This is a genomic window from Bacteroides sp. OM05-12 (assembly GCF_003438995.1).
Classification (GTDB): Bacteria; Bacteroidota; Bacteroidia; order Bacteroidales; family Bacteroidaceae; genus Bacteroides.
Map to the genome: position 1 here is coordinate 232,640 of NZ_QSUN01000002.1, position 18,480 is coordinate 251,119.

Here is an 18,480-nt window from a genome sequence, read left to right on the forward strand (position 1 = left end):
TCTAGTATATATTAAATAAATAAATTACTTTTGTATCACATATGACTCACAAATGTAGAATAAATTAATCAAAAAACAACCTATGGTTAAACACATTGTATTATTTAAACTGAAAAAATCAATTTCAGAGGAGGAAAAGCTTAATGTGATGAATGCTTTTAAGTCTGCTATTGAAGCTCTTCCTGCAAAAATTTCTGTTATCAGAAAAATTGAAGTCGGATTGAATATGAATCCGGAGGAGGCTTTTGATATTGCCTTGAATAGCGAGTTTGACTCTTTGGAGGATGTGAACTTTTATGCAAAACATCCGGATCATGTTGCTGCTTCAGGACTTTTGAAAGATGTAAAAGATAGCCGTGCGTGTGTAGATTATGAATTCTAAAGAACTAGGGAAAATTAATAAAGTGATGAAAAAAATAACAATATTATTAAGCGTTTTACTCTTTTGTTTAGTTGGTGCTCAGGCACAGATATTGGAGCCTGTAAAATGGAAAACAGAGTTGAAAAAGATATCAGGCAATGAAGCTGAGATTGTTTTTTCAGCAACAATAGATAAAGGTTGGCATGTGTATTCTGTTGATATGGGAGATGACGGACCTGTATCTGCATCTTTCCATACGGATGTACTTAAAGGGGCACAATTAGTGGGAAAACTGACTCCGCGCTCTAAAGTTACTACAGAATATGATAAAATGTTTGAAATGAATCTGCGTTTTTTTGAAGGTACGGCAGTGCTGGCTCAAAAAATAAAGATAACAGGAAAGGAGTATGCTTTAGAGGGATATTTGGAGTATGGTGCTTGTAATGATGAGAGTTGTTTGCCTCCATCTCAAGTCCCTTTCAATTTCTCCGGTAAGGGAGAAGCCGGTGCTGTGGAAGAACCGGTAGCAGAAGCAGCGTCTTCTACAGAAGTTGAAGAACAGAAAGAGGATACGGTTGCTTTAGCCAAAGCAGATGATACAACTATTGCTGCTAATGGCGAAACAAATTGGTGGACTCCGGTAATCAGTCAGTTAAATGCTTTTGGAGGAACTAATACCCAGTCACAGGAACGTTCATGGATCTATATCTTGTTTACCGGATTTATTGGTGGATTGCTTGCTCTTTTCACTCCTTGTGTATGGCCTATTATTCCAATGACGGTGAGCTTTTTCTTGAAACGTACTAAAGACAAAAAGAAAGGTATACGTGACGCATGGTTGTACGGAGCTTCTATCGTTGTAATTTATTTGGTATTAGGTTTAGCTGTAACATTGATATTTGGTGCCAGTGCTTTAAATGCATTGTCTACTAATGCCGTGTTTAATATCTTGTTCTGTTTGATGCTGATTGTTTTTGCCGCATCTTTCTTTGGGGCATTTGAAATCACTTTACCATCAAAATGGAGTAATGCAGTAGATAGTAAGGCGGAAGCTACAAGTGGAATGCTTAGCATTTTCTTAATGGCGTTTACATTGACGTTGGTTTCTTTCTCTTGTACGGGTCCTATTATAGGATTCCTGCTTGTAGAAGTTTCTACGACTGGAAGTGTCGTTGGCCCGGCTATCGGTATGCTTGGGTTTGCTTTGGCGTTGGCATTGCCGTTTACACTTTTTGCGATGTTTCCTTCTTGGCTGAAGTCAATGCCTAAGTCAGGCGGTTGGATGAATGTAATCAAAGTCGTTTTAGGTTTCTTAGAACTTGCTTTTGCTTTGAAATTCCTTTCTGTTGCCGATCTTGCTTATGGTTGGGGTATTCTTGATCGCGAAACATTCCTTGCTCTATGGATTGTCATTTTTGGCTTGTTGGGATTATATTTGCTTGGTAAGATTAAATTCCCGCATGATGATGATAATAATAAAGTTTCTGTCACCCGTTTTTTCATGGCGTTGATTTCATTGGCATTTGCTATTTATATGATTCCGGGTTTGTGGGGAGCACCGTTGAAAGCGGTAAGTGCGTTTGCTCCACCGATGAATACACAGGATTTTAATCTTTATACCAATGAGGTACACGCGCAGTTTGATGATTACGATGCAGGTATGGCTTATGCAAAACGTGTTGGCAAGCCTGCAATGATAGACTTTACAGGATATGGTTGTGTGAACTGCCGTAAGATGGAATTGGCTGTATGGACGGATACTAAAGTTGCGGATATTATGCAGAATGATTATGTATTGATTCAGCTCTTTGTGGATGATAAGACTGCTTTGCCGGAGCCAATGAAGGTAATGGAGAATGGAACGGAACGTACTTTACGTACAATAGGAGATAAGTGGAGTTATTTGCAACGTAGTAAATTCGGAGCAAACGCACAACCGTTCTATGTACTTTTAAATAATGAAGGTATGCCGTTGACTAAATCATACGCTTTTGATGAGAATGTCGATAAATATATCAAATTCTTGCAGACCGGTCTGGATAATTATAAAGCAGAGAAGAAGTAAGAATATAGTTTCAATAAGCGATAAAAAAGATGCGGGTTCGGTAAATGCCGGACTTGCATCTTTTGTTTTTAGGGAATAATGTATATCTTTGAATGTCATATTTGATTAAGGACGTATGAAAAATGTCATTTTTATATTTTTTATTGTATTAAGTGTGTTTTCTGCTTTTGCGGAGGATTTGGGAAAGAAACCAAACTTTAGGTCTATAAAAACAACCGTTTATGAGGCTGTGTTGGAGGATACGGTTTGGAAACCGGGTGCGGTGGTAGATCATGTCGTTTATGAGAGATTTAATCCTAATGGTAATAAAATTGCTGAGTACAAGATTGATGGTGAGACCTTGGTAGAAGCTAAAAGAATATTTTATTATGATGAAGAGGATAGGCTTGTCAAGATTCAGACCTATAATAAAGATGCTGAATTATCTTCTACAACGGAGTATAAATACGGTAATAATGGAAAAATAGATCAGGTATCTGTTCAATCATTTTTTATTGATACACTTTTAACTTCCGGATATATGCTCTTTTGGAAATATGATGAAAAGCAGAGATTAATTTCGGAGCGAAAGACAACAAGGCAAAATGAGTTGATAGAAACGCGGACTTATAAATATAATGATGACGCGCATACGAAAGAATGTGTGGTAAAAGCTTCTACTGGTCGTATACTTGGACGCTTAATAAGTAAATATAATGATAGGAATGAGGTCGTTTTGGAGAAATCTACTGGAGAGACTGAAGAACAAAGAATGACCCGAACTTATCAGTATCAGTATGATGCGTTTGGGAATTGGATTGTCAGGGATGAATATACGGATGGAGAGAAAGAATATATTGTTAAACGTGATATTGACTATGGTTTTAATGATACGGATTGGGAACTGTTAACGCTGAAAGGTAAGGTAAAATCAGTTCGTCAAACTTCTTATGTAGCGATTCCTCGTGGCAAGGAGATTTTGCGTGGAGATAAAAAAGGAATGTTTGTGGATTATGACTTTAATAGGAATGGAAAAATTATTTCGGAAACACTTTATTCGGATGCCGGGATCGTGCAGAAAACGATAAAGAAAGAATATGACCCGGATGGAACTCTGATGAAAGAAGTTTATTTTAGACGGGATGGAAGTCGGGATGGATATGCTGTTTATTTATATGGGAAAGATAAGGTCCTTAGATATAAGTCTGTTTATGACATGAATGATATTCCTAAAAGTAAAACTGCTTATAAATATGATGCGGAGGGTAATTTGGTGAAAGAATTGACTTATGACAAATCGGGCAATCTCTTTTTAGAGTTTGACAATCTGTATAATGCCTATGGACAATTGGTTGAAAGAAGTTCTCCTATTCATCCTAAAGAAGATGTTATATATAATAAGGTGATGCGCATTTATAATTTTCAGGGAAAGGTAGAATTGGAATCCGTTTATTTACCGTCAGGAACTTTACAGAGTAATTGTTCTTATAAATATGCAACTTCCGGACAAGTTGTTTCCGGAACTACCTGTAATCCGGGTAGTGTTGTTGTCAGCTATAAGTATAAGTTTTATAATGACGAACAAGGAAACTGGAAGAAAAGAATTAAATTTGTAGATGATATAGCTACGGTATATGAAGAACGCGTATATACATATTATGAAAATTAGCAATAAGATATAAATATGAAGAAGATAATAAATCCTTGGAGAGGAATGGATGGTTATAACTGCTTTGGTTGTGCTCCGCATAATGAAGCCGGTGTTAAAATGGAGTTCTACGAAGATGGAGACGAAATAGTCAGTGTGTGGAGACCTGAATCGAAATTTCAGGGATGGATTAATACTTTGCATGGAGGTGTGCAGTCGGTCTTACTAGATGAAATATGTGGGTGGGTGGTATTTAGGAAACTGCAGACAGGAGGAGTTACATCTAAGATGGAAACACGTTTTATGAAATCTATAAATACAGAAGAATCCTTCTTGATTTTGCGTGCGTGCTTGCAGGAGCAACGTAGGAACTTGGCTCTGATAGAGGCTTGCCTGTATAATTCTGCAGGTGAACTTTGCACGAAAGCTGTATGTACGTATTTTACTTTTTCTCCGGAAAAGGCACGTGAAGAAATGCATTTTGTTTCTTGTGATGTAGAGGATGGAGAATATCGATTAGATAACGGGAATATTATCAAATAGCCTTATAATAATAACAAATTTATTGATTTGAATAATTATTTGTGATAAATGTTTGCTTATATCAATTATATGATTTACATTTGTCGAATTAAAGATTATAAGTTATGATTAGAACTACTACACATCATCATCATTATCCTGACGAATAACTCGGTGGGCGTGTATGATTTTGTATAGAATGATATAAATGGGGCTTGCCGATGAGGTAAGCCTTTTTTTGTATTTGGAATAATTATTTAAATGGTAAAAAGATATGCTTAGAATTGCAGTACAGGCGAAAGGGCGGTTGTTTGAGGAAACAATGGCATTGTTGGAAGAGTCGGATATTAAGTTGAGTACAACAAAACGTACTTTATTGGTACAATCATCAAACTTTCCGATTGAAGTTTTATTTCTTCGTGATGATGATATTCCCCAGTCAGTAGCTACGGGAGTTGCCGATTTAGGGATTGTCGGTGAAAATGAATTTGTAGAAAAACAAGAAGATGCTGAAATCATTAAACGTTTGGGATTTAGTAAATGTCGGCTTTCTCTGGCTATGCCTAAAGATATTGAATATACCGGGCTTTCTTGGTTTCAGGGTAAAAAAGTAGCTACCTCTTATCCTGTTATTTTGAATGAATTTATGAGAAACAATGGCATTGATGCCGAGGTTCACGTGATTACCGGTTCTGTGGAGGTAGCACCGGGGATTGGTTTGGCTGATGCTATCTTCGACATTGTCAGTTCGGGTTCCACTTTGGTTGGCAATCGCCTGAAAGAAGTAGAGGTCGTGATGAAGTCGGAGGCATTGCTGATTGGTAACAAGAATATGAATTCTGAAAAGAAAGAAGTTTTGAATGAGTTGCTATTTCGTATGGATGCTGTGAAAACGGCTGAAGATAAGAAATATGTTTTGATGAATGCTCCTAAAGATAAGTTAGAAGATATTATTGCTGTATTACCTGGAATGAAGAGCCCGACAGTAATGCCTCTAGCGCAAGAAGGTTGGTGTTCGGTACATACTGTTTTGAATGAAAAATGTTTTTGGGAGATTATCGGCAAGTTAAAGTCATTGGGAGCAGAGGGTATTTTGGTTTTGCCGATTGAAAAAATGATAATTTGATAGCCTTATGAAAATAATAGAATATCCGGATAAGTCTCAATGGAAGGAAATATTGAAACGTCCTTCATTAAATGCTGTGGATTTGACAGAAACAGTTCGCGGTATATTGGATAAAATAAGGGATGGTGGTGATAAAGCAGTATTGGAATGTGAAGTGATGTTTGATAGAGTCCAGCTTGACTGTCTCTCTGTTTCTGAAAAAGAATTGAAAGAAGCAGAAGAATTACTTAGTGATGATTTGAAGCAAGCTATATTATCAGCCCAAAAAAATATAGAGAGATTTCATGCTGCGCAACATTTTGAAGGAAAGAAAGTAGAAACAACAAGCGGGGTAACCTGTTGGCAAAAGGCAGTTGCTATTGAAAAGGTCGGACTATACATACCGGGTGGCACAGCACCGTTATTTTCTACCGTATTGATGTTGGCAATTCCTGCACGCATCGCCGGCTGTAAAGAAATTGTGCTTTGTACTCCTCCTAATCGGGAAGGTAAAGTTCATCCGGCTATTCTTTATGCTGCTTGTATGGCGGGTGTTAGTAAAATCTTTAAAGCGGGAGGAGTGCAGGCAATTGGGGCGATGGCTTATGGTACTGAAAGTATTCCTAAGGTTTATAAGATATTTGGACCGGGTAATCAATATGTCACAGCTGCAAAACAACTTGTTAGTTTGCACGATGTTGCAATTGATATGCCTGCCGGTCCTTCCGAAGTAGAAGTTTTGGCTGATGTTTCTGCCAATCCGGTTTTTGTAGCTGCCGATTTGTTATCACAGGCAGAGCATGGAGTGGATAGTCAAGCTATTTTGATAACGACTTCCTCCGAACTATTGCAATGTGTGATCGGGGAAGTAGAACGGCAACTTGTTAATCTTTCCCGTAAGGATATTGCAGAACAGTCGTTGAGTAATAGTAAATTGATTTTGGCTCGTTCTATTGATGAAGCCATTGACATGACCAATGAATATGCTCCGGAACACTTAATAATAGAGGCTGAAGATTATATGAAAATTGCTGATAGAATCGTTAATGCAGGTTCGGTATTCTTGGGGGCATATTCTCCTGAAAGTGCGGGGGATTATGCTTCCGGAACTAATCATACACTCCCCACTAATGGATATGCGAAAGCTTATAGCGGAGTTAGTCTCGATAGTTTTATCCGTAAGATTACTTTTCAGGAAATAACCCGCCAGGGCATTGAAGCGATAGGTCCGGTCATTGAAGTGATGGCTGCAAATGAGTTGCTTGATGCACATCGGAATGCAGTAAGTGTACGTTTGCAGTATTTAAAAACAAGAAAAGTATAATCTAATAAAAATAGATAATGAAGACATTGCAAGAATTAACCCGAAAAAATATTTGGAACTTGAAACCATATTCTTCGGCTAGGGATGAGTATCAAGGGGTAGAGGCATCCGTGTTTTTGGATGCAAATGAGAATCCATATAATAAGCCCCATAATCGCTATCCTGATCCGTTACAAAGAGAGGTCAAGATGGCATTGGCGAAAATAAAAAAGGTACATGAAGAAAATATATTTCTGGGAAACGGAAGTGATGAAGCTATCGATCTGGTATATCGTGCTTTTTGCGAACCCGCTATAGATAATGTTGTTGCTATTGATCCTACTTATGGAATGTATCAGGTTTGTGCTGACATTAACAATGTGGAATATCGAAAGATAAAACTCAATAGTGAATTTCAATTTAATGCTTCTGAATTGATGGATGCTACAGATGAGCATACGAAGTTGATATTTCTTTGTTCTCCTAATAATCCTACGGGAAATAACCTCCATAAATCGGAAATAGAAAAGTTATTAAATCAATTTGACGGGCTTGTTGTTTTGGATGAGGCATATAGTGATTTCTCAAAAGAACCTTCTTTTGTAACTAAATTAGATAATTATTCGAATCTGATCATTCTTCAAACATTTTCTAAAGCTTGGGGATGTGCTGCCATTCGTTTGGGTATGGCTTTTGCTTCACCTGAAATAATAAGTATATTCAGCAAGATTAAATATCCGTATAATGTAAATCTTCTTACACAAAAACAAGCTCTGGAAATGCTTCACAGGTATTATGAAGTAGAGCGATGGGTGAAAATTCTGATAGAAGAGCGTACTTCACTTATGGAAGATTTCAATGCATTGAACTGTTGTGTACATATTTATCCAACAGATGCTAATTTCTTTCTTGCGAGAGTTACCAATGCAAAAAAGGTATATGACTATTTAGTAAAGGAGGGTATCATTGTTCGTAATCGTTCGAATGTAACTCTTTGCAAAGATTGTCTAAGAATAACAGTCGGTACCACATTGGAAAATACTCGATTAATCGAAGCTTTGCAACAATATGATAAATTATAATGCCTTATGAAGAAAGTTCTTTTTATAGACCGTGACGGTACTTTAGTTATTGAACCTCCTATAGACTATCAACTTGATTCGCTGGAGAAATTAGAGTTTTATCCGAAAGTTTTTCGTAATCTCGGTTTTATTAGAGATAAACTTGATTTTGAATTTGTTATGGTGACTAATCAAGATGGACTGGGTACTTCTTCTTTTCCGGAGGAAACTTTTTGGCCTGCACATAATAAAATGTTGAAGACATTTGAAGGAGAAGGAATTGTATTTGATGAGATTTTAATTGACCGGAGTTTTCCTGAAGACAATGCACCGACACGTAAACCTTGCACAGGAATGTTGACCAAGTATCTCGAAAGTGAGGAGTATGATTTAGCGAACTCTTTTGTAATCGGTGACCGTTCTACGGATGTAGAATTAGCAAAGAACTTAGGCTGTAAGGCAATTCTCTTGCAAAAGAATGAAGAGGAGTTGAGGGGTAAGAATCTGGAAGATATATGTGTTCTTGCCACTACTGATTGGGATAAAATAACAGAATTTCTTTTCGCCGGAGAACGTATGGCACAGGTTCAGCGTACGACCAAAGAAACGGATATATCTGTTTCTCTGAATTTAGATGGCACGGGAAAATGTGATATTACAACAGACTTGGGCTTTTTTAATCATATGTTGGAACAGATTGGCAAACATGCCGGTATTGATTTGGTTATTCATGTAAAAGGAGATTTGGATGTGGATGAGCATCATACAATTGAAGATACAGCCATAGCATTAGGAGAGTGCCTATATAAAGCGTTAGGAGATAAGCGGGGGATAGAGCGTTACGGTTATTGTCTTCCAATGGATGATTGTCTTTGTCAAGTATGTTTGGATTTCGGTGGTCGTCCATGGTTAGTTTGGAATGCTGAATTTAAGCGGGAAAAGATAGGCGATATGCCAACAGAGATGTTTCTTCATTTTTTTAAATCATTGAGTGATTCTGCAAAAATGAATTTGAATATTAAAGCTGAGGGAGAAAATGAACATCATAAGATTGAAGGTATATTCAAAGCGCTTGCCCGAGCTATAAAGATGGCTATAAAACGTGATATATATAAATATGAAGTGCCTTCGAGTAAAGGGCGGCTCTGAGTAAATTGCATTAAAAAATATTTCTTTATAAAAAGAATACTTTACTTTTTAAATTAATTAAAATATAGTTATATTTGTTTTATGTTAACTTTAAAAAGGAGGGCCTTATGAAAAAGAATTGTCTTTTATTTGTAATGTTCGTGTTAATAGGGATGTTTCAATCCTTATTGAGAGCTCAGGGAGAATCTGAATCTCGTATTTATGGTTATCAGATGGGAGATAAAAAAGGGAATTTTGGCTTCGTTTCTTTCACTGTCGATGATTGGACTAATATTAAGATGGAGAAAAAAATAAGCGTAAGTGATCCTCAAATTTCTGCAGCTGAATGTTTTGATGGGAAACTGTATGCTTATATGGTTGAAGCAGATGACTATGGAAGCTTATATCCTTCATCTTATAATATTTATGATGCCTCCAATTATAATAAATTAGCGGAAAAGGAGACTATTCCTTATTATATGCATGATATGGCTTATGATTATACAACGAATACTATGTATGGATTGGTTGAACTAGAAGAAAATACAGAGAGATTGGCGAAAGCCAATTTATGTATTATTGATGTGGAAACCGGTAAATATAAGATCATAGGTGATGTTGGTGATAATTTGAAAGGTGGTGCGTTGGTTACGTTGGCTTGTAATAGCAAAGGAGAATTATATGCGATGTCAGAATATCGTTGTTTTTATAAGATTGATAAAAACACAGGAATCGCAACTCAGTTAGGAGAGCAGCATAAATTAGCAGTTATTAATTCCTTTCAAACAATGACTTTTGATATTTCTGATAATTTGTATTGGGCACAACAAACGCCGGATTATGGTTGGTTTACTACTATAGACTATAAAACGGGCGTTCCCACTAAGCTAGGAACTTTGGGGGAGGATGCACAAATTACGGGTTTATATTTTAAGCGGGATATTAATAAGAAGCTTCCGCAGAAAGTTTCTTCTTTAACAGCAAATGTTGATGTGTCTGATCCGTTTAAAGTTAAAATAAATTGGGTTAATCCATCAAAGACATTTGGTGAGGAGACTTTATCTTCTTTGGCAGGTATCTATATTTATAGAATGGGAACTTCTGAAATGATAGCTGATGTAAAGACAACATTAGTAGGTGGGAATGCAGAATATATTGATGAAATAGATAAATCCGGTAATCAATTGTATAAATTGGTTCCTTATAATAATGAAGGGGTTGGCTTTCCGGCTTTCGTGGAGGCTTTTTCCGGCTATGATCAGCCTAAAGCCGTGAAAGAATTGAATATTACTCAAAATGAAAAAACGATTAATCTGACTTGGAAGGCTCCAACTGAGTCTGTTAATGGTGGATATGTTGATTTTAATCATCTTACTTATAATATATATCGAGTGCAAGGAACCGTAGAGCAACTTATTTCCGAAAAACAAACAGAAATGTCTTTTACGGAGACTCTAACTAAATTAGGAGGATACTCATATAAAGTAACAGCTTTGGCTGGGAATGTAGAAGGACTGGAGGCAATATCTGACCGGATTTTAATTCAAGGGGTGGCTTCTATTCCTTATACCTCAGGGTTTGAACCGACAGATGATGTGGATTTTTGGAAAATTGTAAACCATAATGATAGTTATGGATGGAGCATCGGTACAGGATATGGAGCACTTTCCGGAGCATTTGCTCAATGTAAGACAGGAGGTTTTTCAGCTGGTATTGCAGATGATTGGTTAATTTCTCCTGCTATTCATATGGAAAAAGGTTTATATTTACTAAAATATAATGTGAATGCGGGTTATAGCAAGCATAATTATTCTATAGCTATTAGCCCTACTGCTGAACCTTCCTCGTTTACTCGGCTATTAGAAGAATTTAAAGATTATGATAAAAACTCATGGGAAGAGGTCTCTATAAGTATTCAGATTGAAGAGTCGGGAGATTATTATTTAGGTTGGCATACTACGACTACCGATACTTATGCAACGCTGAAGATTGATAATGTTTCAGTCCAATTTACTCCGGAATATGATGCAAGTTTGACGGATCTTTATATTCCACTTCCTTCGGATAAGTTAGATGGTCATTCACAGGTTTCTGTTGTAATAGAGAATAAGGGATTAAAACCTTTTGATAAATTTAAAGTAACAGCTCAAACGTCCTACAAAACACAGGCAGCAGAAGAAGTGCTGCATGAAATTTTACCCGGAGAGAGTTTTCAATATCAGTTAAAGAATGGTGTTGATTTTAGTGAATTCGGTTTACACGCTGTAAGAGTATGGGTTGATTTGGATGGTGATTTTGTTCAATATAACGATACAACGAAGATAGCTTTTACTTATCATGTAAAACCTGCGGATATACCTTTTAAAATGGGATTTGAAGAGAGTGAGACTGAAGAACTGTTTGGTTGGAATGTTTCTAATGATGTGAGTGCAGATAATCAAGGTTGGATTGTTCCTGTAACTAAAATAGCTCATACTGGCAATCAATCTATGGGATATAAAGCTTCTGCAATTAATGCGGCAAACCATTGGGTATATTCTAAAGCTCTAAATTTGAAGGCAGAACAATCTTATAAGTTAACATATTATGTCTTGAATATGGATAACGATAAAGTGAATAAGTGGAACGTTGCTATTGGTTTAGATCAAACTCCTGAAGGTATGTCTGAAATAGTTGGAGAAAAAGAGTATGCTGGTATTGATAAGAAATGGGGGGGAGGTAACGCAAATTTTTACTCCCCAAAAGGATGCTGTGTATTATATGGGTTGGCATATTACTAGTATTGCCGATATGGGAGATTTCTGTATTGATGATATCAATATCACTCCAATTAATGCAAATGACATTTTAGTAGATAAAGCGGTGGCTGTAGTTCCTTTGAATAATTTGACAACAATTAAAGTATTTGTTAAGAATAACGGAACAGCGCCTATTGATTCCTATATATTATCTTATCAGGTAAATGGTGGTAATACTGTATCTGAAAAAGTAGAGGCAAGAATCGAACCATTAGCATCTTCAGAATATGTGTTTAATAAAAAGATTAATATGTCTGCTTTTGGAAAATATGAGGTAATTATAAAAGCAGAGTTGGCTGGTGATGCAAATTTAGATAATAATGTATATATTTTCGATGCTGTTCGGTCTGGTGATAATGATTTGGATTTTGAAAGTTGTGATGATTTTGAGAATCTAACGTTTGTGACGAGTCAGAATAAAGAGTGGATTTCTGTTGATGGTGATAAAGGCATTCCCTATCAAATAGGAAATTACACTTATCCTTTTGTTGGCGAACCGGTTGCTCTACTGGCTTTTAATCCGGATATAACGGTTCCTGCTTTGACAGAATCTAAGTCATTTAAAGTTGCAGAAGAAGGAGGAAAACGTTATGGACTATTTATGTCAGTGAATTCTGACACATGTGATGATTGGCTTATTTCCCCAAAAGTCAAGGTAATAGCAGATGATGCTGCATTTTCAATGTTAGCCCGTGATGTTCGTTCGACTTCTTCGGATATTGCTGATTTTTATATTGAAGTAGCTACTACTGACGGGTTGCCGTCTGTTACTGATTTTGAAAGGCTAACTCCTGAAGTTTGTCATACAACTACTCAATGGGATACTTATACTTATTCTTTGGGAGACTATATAGGGCAAAATATTTGGATAGCCGTACATCATGTAAGCAGAATGAAATATGCCTTATTAGTTGACAATTTGACTTTTAGTGGTTGTGAAGGTTCTATAACCTCTTCGAATCAGAAAGTTGAGATAATGAATTTGCTTATACAGCCGAATCCTTCTGATGGTTATTGTGAGATTGTTTCGGAAATTCCTGTAACATCTTATCAGATTTTTGATATACAAGGTCGTTTGTTGATCAGTGATAATGAACTTTATAGTACTAGAGTTCCTGTTAATGTAACTTCTTTACCAAAAGGATTGTATCAAGTTTGTGTGATTGATGAAAATGAAAATCACTATACTATTAAATTAATACGTGAGTAAATTATTGAAATATAATTGCTGATTCAAAGGCAGAGGGTGAAGATTCTCTGCCTTTTCTTTAATCAGGGATTTAGGCTTACCCGATATTTATAGTGGATAGGCCTAAATAACTTTTTCGTAAAGTCATAAGTCTCTCTATCAACATACAGTCGGTTGCATGCAAACGATAGGAGTTTGTAGATAATCGACCGTACCTTTATCTACAAACGTCCTTATGTTTTTTTTAAACAACCTGATGATTTTAAAAAACATCAAGGTGTTTATTTCAAACATCAGGCAGATTCTTGCAGACTCCATAGGTAACTTTACTAATTCACAAGTGAAAAACAGTATAAAAAACAAATTGTTCTCACTTATCCTTCAATCCTTCAGTTCGTGAATTATTGCTTGGTTATCAGTGGATTATACTGAACCTTTATCATAAAAAAGATTCAGCCGATGATAAGTGTTAAGTAATACCCTGAAGGATGGAATCATTCAGGCTAATTCATTCAGTATCAATATAGAATTGGACAAGCTGAAGGATGAAACTTATAGGCGACGGTTAATCTGGGAACATACAAAAAAGAGAGCCGTTGCTTGTGATTGCACTACATCAGGTTTAGCATGAGACTTTTATTTTACCGGATGCAGATACCAGTCGTTATCAGTTGTTCCTTTAGATTTTCTCCATGATTCAAAAGATGGATAGAACTGATTGATAGGCGTCGTTTCTGGCGACCATATAAATTGTTGGTTAGCAAGATGGATAGCAAAAGGCATATTGTCTTTCGATATATAGTACATTACATTACCATTATCATCTATTTTTAAATCGCTTCCTTTTCCACGCAAACTGTTATCAGCTTTATTTGTAGGCAGATACCCGGATAAATGTACTTCGCGAGAAGGTGTATTAACAAAAATAAACGGATTATAAGGTGGTTGTACCTTTTCATTGTTCGCCACAAACGGAGCATATTCTATTGCCACTGTTATAGGCTTATTTAAAACATATTTTATATCAGAAAACAGAATTACAACAGGTTTCTCATATTCGGATGCAAATTCACTGCTGATTGTATTTCCTTCACTGCTTACGGTTATTGAACTTATGTCTTTCCTTTTTACGTCATCCAATTGAATTCCAAAACCATTTGTGAAAGTTGCGCCATTGTTTACAGGAGTAAAAGTTGTAGTGGTACGTACCAAATTACCTTTATTATAGCCTGAAATGGAGGTTACCATAGTGCTTGAATAGTAAATTACGACATCATTCATGTCGTAATCCCCTTGATAAGGCCAATTATCTTCAAATGCTAATGATCCTTTGATTGCATAAGATGTCTCGTCTTTACTTACAAAGGGAGGTATAGAAGGAGTTGGTTCTATAGAAGAAGTAACGTCAGAAGTAATGGCAAATTGCACATCATTAAAACGCATATCAGTATTATCTTCCATACACATAAAGAAATAGTTATCAAGCTCCGGATCACTTAATAAGATGGAGCGTTGTTGCCGATCCTTATTGTATTCGGGATTAGAATATCGAGTTACTTGTGGAGAATTTAGTCCAAATCCCTGTCCTAATAGGACCCAGCCGATGTGAGTCCCTTCTGGAAATTCATCCTCGTATGTTTCTGTTTCCGGATTCCAATATTTCAGTTTTATTTGTCTGCCGATTAATGATTCTGGCATATTTTTACTGGAACGGGGAATTAATATTGTTTTCTTTACAGTAGCTATATCTATACTTTCTCCTTTTTTATATGTATAATAAGCAACCATATCTTCCCAGCTAGTGGAAGAAATCGCAAAATATGTAGCTACCAAACCTGTAGGCTTGGTTATTACCATATCATTCGTTTCACCTTCTTTGGCGCGATATTCAGGGAACTTTTCAAGAAGCATTGAATATATGGTAGTTTCTATCAATGAATTACATCTTTTGAGAAAAGCATTTGGTATGTTTTGTGTTTCATTTTGCGGCATCAAATAATTGGGAATTCCATTTGCATCCCAATTGCCCAATCTGTCATAACCATCCGGATATGTTATGCCATCGATTACGGCTCGTGAATGTGCTTTTGTGACCAATTTTGCTTTATAATTATTGTAATTGAAAATTAGTCCTTCAGCATTTAATTCTAATTTAATAGGAGAGGCAACCAATACGTTTTCACTTACTAACCATACCTCTTTTAAATAAGCAGGGAAAACAACTTTGGAAGAGAACTTTCCATCCTCATCTGTTATAGATGAATAAATGGGGGCGATTTTTTTTAATTCCCAAGTATTGTCAATTAATTCTAAAGGATACTCGTCATACAATGAGAATACAGTTGGCATTTTCATCCCGTAATCAATTATGAGTTGATTTGCCTGAGTTGTAGTAAAGTTGAAAAAGTCTTCTTTGTCTATTTTTTCTTCTTCTTTCCCGCCTTTGTAAATATCATCGACATTAGACAGGCAAGATACACATAAAGCGGATAAACAGATGATCCAGATTTTAATTTTCATAAGGAATGCAATTTGTATTTTGCAAAGATATTAATATTTACTTAATAGGTAAAAACGCAGCATAAAAAACAGATATTCTGATTCTTTTTGTTCTAATATTCAACGGTTTGGAATAATGCATAATAATTATATTATCTTTTTTGTCTTAAACAGAGTAAGGTAAATTATCTGCCTACAAATTGAATCTTTAAAATTGAGACCATTTGTCTCTTTATTGATTTTATAAGTTTTCACATTCTTGTAGCCAAATAGCTGAAGACGCATCACTAGGCATTCTCCAGTCGCCTCTAGGACTTAGGGAAATACCTACTTTGGGACCGTCCGGCAGACAAGACCTTTTGAACTGTTGACTAAAGAAACGTCGGAAGAAAGTAATCAACCATTTCTTAATTGTTTCTTCGTCATAACTACCGTTAAATGCTTTGTTGGCTAAGAAAAATATTTTGGCGGGACGAAAACCAAAGCGCAGAAAATAGTAGAGGAAAAAATCATGTAATTCATATGGACCGACTAAGTCTTCTGTTTTTTGTTTGATATTTCCATTATTATCTGCCGGGATTAGTTCCGGACTGATTGGAGTATCTACGATGTCGAGTAATGTATTACGTGATTGTTCATCTACGTTATTATATGCAACCCATTTCACCAGATACTTTACAAGCGTTTTAGGAATACTTCCGTTGACTCCGTAATTTGACATGTGATCACCATTGTAGGTAGCCCAACCCAATGCCAATTCAGATAAATCTCCTGTACCGATAACAATTCCGTTTACTTGATTGGCAAAGTCCATGAGGATTTGTGTACGTTCGCGTGCTTGAGAGTTTTCGTATGTCACATCATGTACATTGATATCATGCTCTAAATCTTTAAAGTGTTGGATACATGCATCTTTAATGCTGATTTCTTTAATGGTTACACCTAGGGATTTCATCAGATCAAGTGCATTGTGGTAGGTTCTGTCTGTAGTACCAAATCCCGGCATAGTGATTCCTATGATACCTTTTCTATCTAATTTTAGTTTATCGAAAGTTTTGACGCAAACTAATAATGCTAAAGTAGAATCTAACCCTCCGGAAATACCGATTATTGTCGTTTTACAGTTGGTGTGTATCAGTCGTTTTGCAAGTCCTGATACTTGTATAGAGAAAATCTCCTCACAGCGTTCGTTCAATCCGGTATCAGAGGGGACAAAAGGAAGCGGTTTTATTGTACGTGTTAATTCAAACTCTTTTTTGTTGACCATCTCTGTGCTGAGACGTATTGCTTTGGTTTCAGAACAATTAGCAGCATTAGCAGCAAAGGTCGTGTTTATGCGCCTTTCTGTACGAATACGTTCTATATCTATTTCACTGATAATTAACTGTTCTTCCAAACAGAAACGTTCCGACGCAGCCAATAATGTACCGTTTTCATAAATTAATCCGTTGCCTGCAAATACGACATCCGTGGTTGACTCTCCGAATCCACAAGAGGAAAATACATATCCTGAAAGAGTACGCGCCGATTGTTGACTGATGAGAGAACGCAAATAAGAATGTTTACCTATGCCTTCGTTATCTGCGGAAAGATTGAAAATAATCTCAGCACCTTTAAGAGCCAGTGTTGAACTGGGAGGGATGGGTGCCCACATATCTTCACAAATTTCAATACCAAAACAAGTATCCGGTGTATCAAATAATAGGTTAGAACTGATCGGTACTAACTGGCCACATATTCTAACGGTATCTTCTTGTATATTGAGTGCGGAGCTGAACCAACGCATTTCATAAAATTCTTTGTAATTAGGCAAATATGTTTTGGGTACGATACCCAATATCTTGCCTTTTTGAATAACTACTGCCGTGTTCAGTAAAGTGGAATTGAAAGTTACCGGCATACCGACAATAGATATAATATCGAGTTGGCGGGTATTACTCATGATTTGAAGTAAAGCCATTTCTGCTTCCTGTAGCAATAATTGCTGAGCAAATAGATCACCACAAGTATAGGCTGTGACACATAATTCCGGAAATACAATGATTTGCACACCCTTTCCTTCAGCTATTGTTATTAAGCTCTCAATGCGCTCTGCATTATATTTGCAATCAGCTACTTTTACAGAAGGTATTGCTGTTGCTGCTTTTACAAAACCGTAGTTCATCTTCTTTTTATTTTAGATATAGTTGCAAAAATAGCTATTATTGTTAAACCTCCTCATCGTTCTCCATAATTTCTTTTTATGAATATGGGGGTTGGATATTTGGGTATGATTAAAATATATAAAAAGGACTTCAATTATTTGTTTTTATAAAATATCTTCCTATCTTCGCACTCGTTATAATATTGTAATAAATACAAATTTGGAGAAGATAGGATAATGATAAACGTTTATAATCATTTGATTGGCTATAATATTAAACCATCTGTGCAACGGATAGCTGTAATGGATTATTTATTGAAACATAGGACGCATCCGTCGGTTGAGGAAATTTATTCGGCTCTTTCCGGAGATATGCCTACTCTTTCAAAGACAACTGTTTATAACACATTGAAGCTATTTGCCGAACAAGGTGCAGCGCAGATGTTGACTATTGATGAAAAGAATGTTTGTTTTGATGGTGATACTTCGTTGCATGCCCATTTTTTGTGTAAAAGATGCGGCAAGATTTATGATTTACCTATTTCTGAACCTATGAAAGAAACTTTAGAATCAAATATAGAGGGGCATTCTGTAGATGAACTTCATTATTATTATAAAGGAACTTGTAAGAACTGTTTGGAAAAATAAAATATTGACTAACGATTAAAATTAAAGAAGA

General features: G+C 36.1%; 13 protein-coding genes. 11 read left to right on the forward strand and 2 right to left on the reverse strand.

The features are described 5' to 3' along the window. Positions 1–82 precede the first annotated feature (82 nt). The 10 genes from DXB63_RS02785 to DXB63_RS02830 all read left to right on the forward strand — a co-directional run bounded on the left by DXB63_RS02785 (position 83) and on the right by DXB63_RS02830 (position 13,180). Positions 83–382 carry a Dabb family protein gene (locus tag DXB63_RS02785; RefSeq protein WP_122124865.1) on the forward strand — a complete coding sequence of 100 codons (300 nt, stop codon included), beginning with the start codon at positions 83–85 and terminating at the stop codon, positions 380–382. A gap of 25 nt (positions 383–407) precedes the next feature. Next, on the forward strand, positions 408–2,426 hold the full coding sequence (locus DXB63_RS02790; protein WP_122124981.1) for a protein-disulfide reductase DsbD: 2,019 nt from the start codon (positions 408–410) through the stop codon (positions 2,424–2,426). A 115-nt stretch (positions 2,427–2,541) separates the two neighbouring features. Continuing rightward, the gene (locus DXB63_RS02795; protein WP_122124866.1) at positions 2,542–4,074 is read left to right on the forward strand and encodes a hypothetical protein; all 1,533 of its coding nucleotides are present in this window, start codon (positions 2,542–2,544) and stop codon (positions 4,072–4,074) included. Positions 4,075–4,089: 15 nt separating this feature from the next. Continuing rightward, the gene (locus tag DXB63_RS02800; protein WP_122124867.1) at positions 4,090–4,596 is read left to right on the forward strand and encodes a PaaI family thioesterase; all 507 of its coding nucleotides are present in this window, start codon (positions 4,090–4,092) and stop codon (positions 4,594–4,596) included. A gap of 253 nt (positions 4,597–4,849) precedes the next feature. After that, the gene (gene hisG, locus DXB63_RS02805; protein WP_122124868.1) at positions 4,850–5,701 is read left to right on the forward strand and encodes an ATP phosphoribosyltransferase; all 852 of its coding nucleotides are present in this window, start codon (positions 4,850–4,852) and stop codon (positions 5,699–5,701) included. Positions 5,702–5,708: 7 nt separating this feature from the next. Next, positions 5,709–7,004: a histidinol dehydrogenase gene (gene hisD, locus DXB63_RS02810; RefSeq protein ID WP_122124869.1), complete on the forward strand. Its 1,296-nt coding sequence runs from the start codon at positions 5,709–5,711 to the stop codon at positions 7,002–7,004. A gap of 17 nt (positions 7,005–7,021) precedes the next feature. Further along, a complete protein-coding gene (gene hisC / locus DXB63_RS02815) occupies positions 7,022–8,065 on the forward strand; it encodes a histidinol-phosphate transaminase (RefSeq protein WP_122124870.1) in 1,044 nt (347 codons plus the stop codon). 6 nt (positions 8,066–8,071) lie between these two features. Next, positions 8,072–9,193 (forward strand): bifunctional histidinol-phosphatase/imidazoleglycerol-phosphate dehydratase HisB, encoded by a 1,122-nt coding sequence (hisB, locus tag DXB63_RS02820; protein ID WP_122124871.1) that lies wholly within the window; start codon positions 8,072–8,074, stop codon positions 9,191–9,193. A gap of 107 nt (positions 9,194–9,300) precedes the next feature. Further along, positions 9,301–11,952 (forward strand): choice-of-anchor J domain-containing protein, encoded by a 2,652-nt coding sequence (locus DXB63_RS02825; protein WP_147332247.1) that lies wholly within the window; start codon positions 9,301–9,303, stop codon positions 11,950–11,952. Next, complete coding sequence (locus DXB63_RS02830) at positions 11,933–13,180, forward strand: T9SS-dependent choice-of-anchor J family protein (RefSeq protein ID WP_199604149.1); 1,248 nt, start codon at positions 11,933–11,935, stop codon at positions 13,178–13,180. Before DXB63_RS02825 ends, DXB63_RS02830 begins: the two co-directional genes overlap by 20 nt. A 615-nt stretch (positions 13,181–13,795) precedes the next feature. Here DXB63_RS02830 and DXB63_RS02835 read toward each other — a convergent pair. Both DXB63_RS02835 and DXB63_RS02840 read right to left on the reverse strand, forming a co-directional pair. Then, positions 13,796–15,679: an LruC domain-containing protein gene (locus tag DXB63_RS02835; RefSeq protein ID WP_122124874.1), complete on the reverse strand. Its 1,884-nt coding sequence runs from the start codon at positions 15,677–15,679 to the stop codon at positions 13,796–13,798. Between the two features lie 220 nt (positions 15,680–15,899). Beyond that, the gene (locus DXB63_RS02840) at positions 15,900–17,822 is read right to left on the reverse strand and encodes an NAD(+) synthase (RefSeq protein ID WP_122124875.1); all 1,923 of its coding nucleotides are present in this window, start codon (positions 17,820–17,822) and stop codon (positions 15,900–15,902) included. Positions 17,823–18,038: 216 nt separating this feature from the next. Between DXB63_RS02840 and DXB63_RS02845 the strand changes: the two genes are divergently transcribed. Further along, positions 18,039–18,449 carry a Fur family transcriptional regulator gene (locus DXB63_RS02845; RefSeq protein ID WP_122124876.1) on the forward strand — a complete coding sequence of 137 codons (411 nt, stop codon included), beginning with the start codon at positions 18,039–18,041 and terminating at the stop codon, positions 18,447–18,449. Positions 18,450–18,480: the final 31 nt, after the last annotated feature.

Bases quoted from the DNA above. Each gene is read 5' to 3' on its own strand.
- DXB63_RS02790 (WP_122124981.1), top strand. From the start codon at position 408: ATGAAAAAAATAACAATATTATTAAGCGTTTTACTCTTTTGTTTAGTT.
- DXB63_RS02785 (WP_122124865.1), top strand. From the start codon at position 83: ATGGTTAAACACATTGTATTATTTAAACTGAAAAAATCAATTTCAGAG.
- DXB63_RS02830 (WP_199604149.1), top strand. From the start codon at position 11,933: ATGGGTTGGCATATTACTAGTATTGCCGATATGGGAGATTTCTGTATT.
- DXB63_RS02795 (WP_122124866.1), top strand. From the start codon at position 2,542: ATGAAAAATGTCATTTTTATATTTTTTATTGTATTAAGTGTGTTTTCT.
- DXB63_RS02840 (WP_122124875.1), bottom strand. From the start codon at position 17,822: ATGAACTACGGTTTTGTAAAAGCAGCAACAGCAATACCTTCTGTAAAA.
- DXB63_RS02825 (WP_147332247.1), top strand. From the start codon at position 9,301: ATGAAAAAGAATTGTCTTTTATTTGTAATGTTCGTGTTAATAGGGATG.
- hisD (WP_122124869.1), top strand. From the start codon at position 5,709: ATGAAAATAATAGAATATCCGGATAAGTCTCAATGGAAGGAAATATTG.
- hisC (WP_122124870.1), top strand. From the start codon at position 7,022: ATGAAGACATTGCAAGAATTAACCCGAAAAAATATTTGGAACTTGAAA.
- DXB63_RS02845 (WP_122124876.1), top strand. From the start codon at position 18,039: ATGATAAACGTTTATAATCATTTGATTGGCTATAATATTAAACCATCT.
- DXB63_RS02800 (WP_122124867.1), top strand. From the start codon at position 4,090: ATGAAGAAGATAATAAATCCTTGGAGAGGAATGGATGGTTATAACTGC.
- hisB (WP_122124871.1), top strand. From the start codon at position 8,072: ATGAAGAAAGTTCTTTTTATAGACCGTGACGGTACTTTAGTTATTGAA.
- DXB63_RS02835 (WP_122124874.1), bottom strand. From the start codon at position 15,679: ATGAAAATTAAAATCTGGATCATCTGTTTATCCGCTTTATGTGTATCT.
- hisG (WP_122124868.1), top strand. From the start codon at position 4,850: ATGCTTAGAATTGCAGTACAGGCGAAAGGGCGGTTGTTTGAGGAAACA.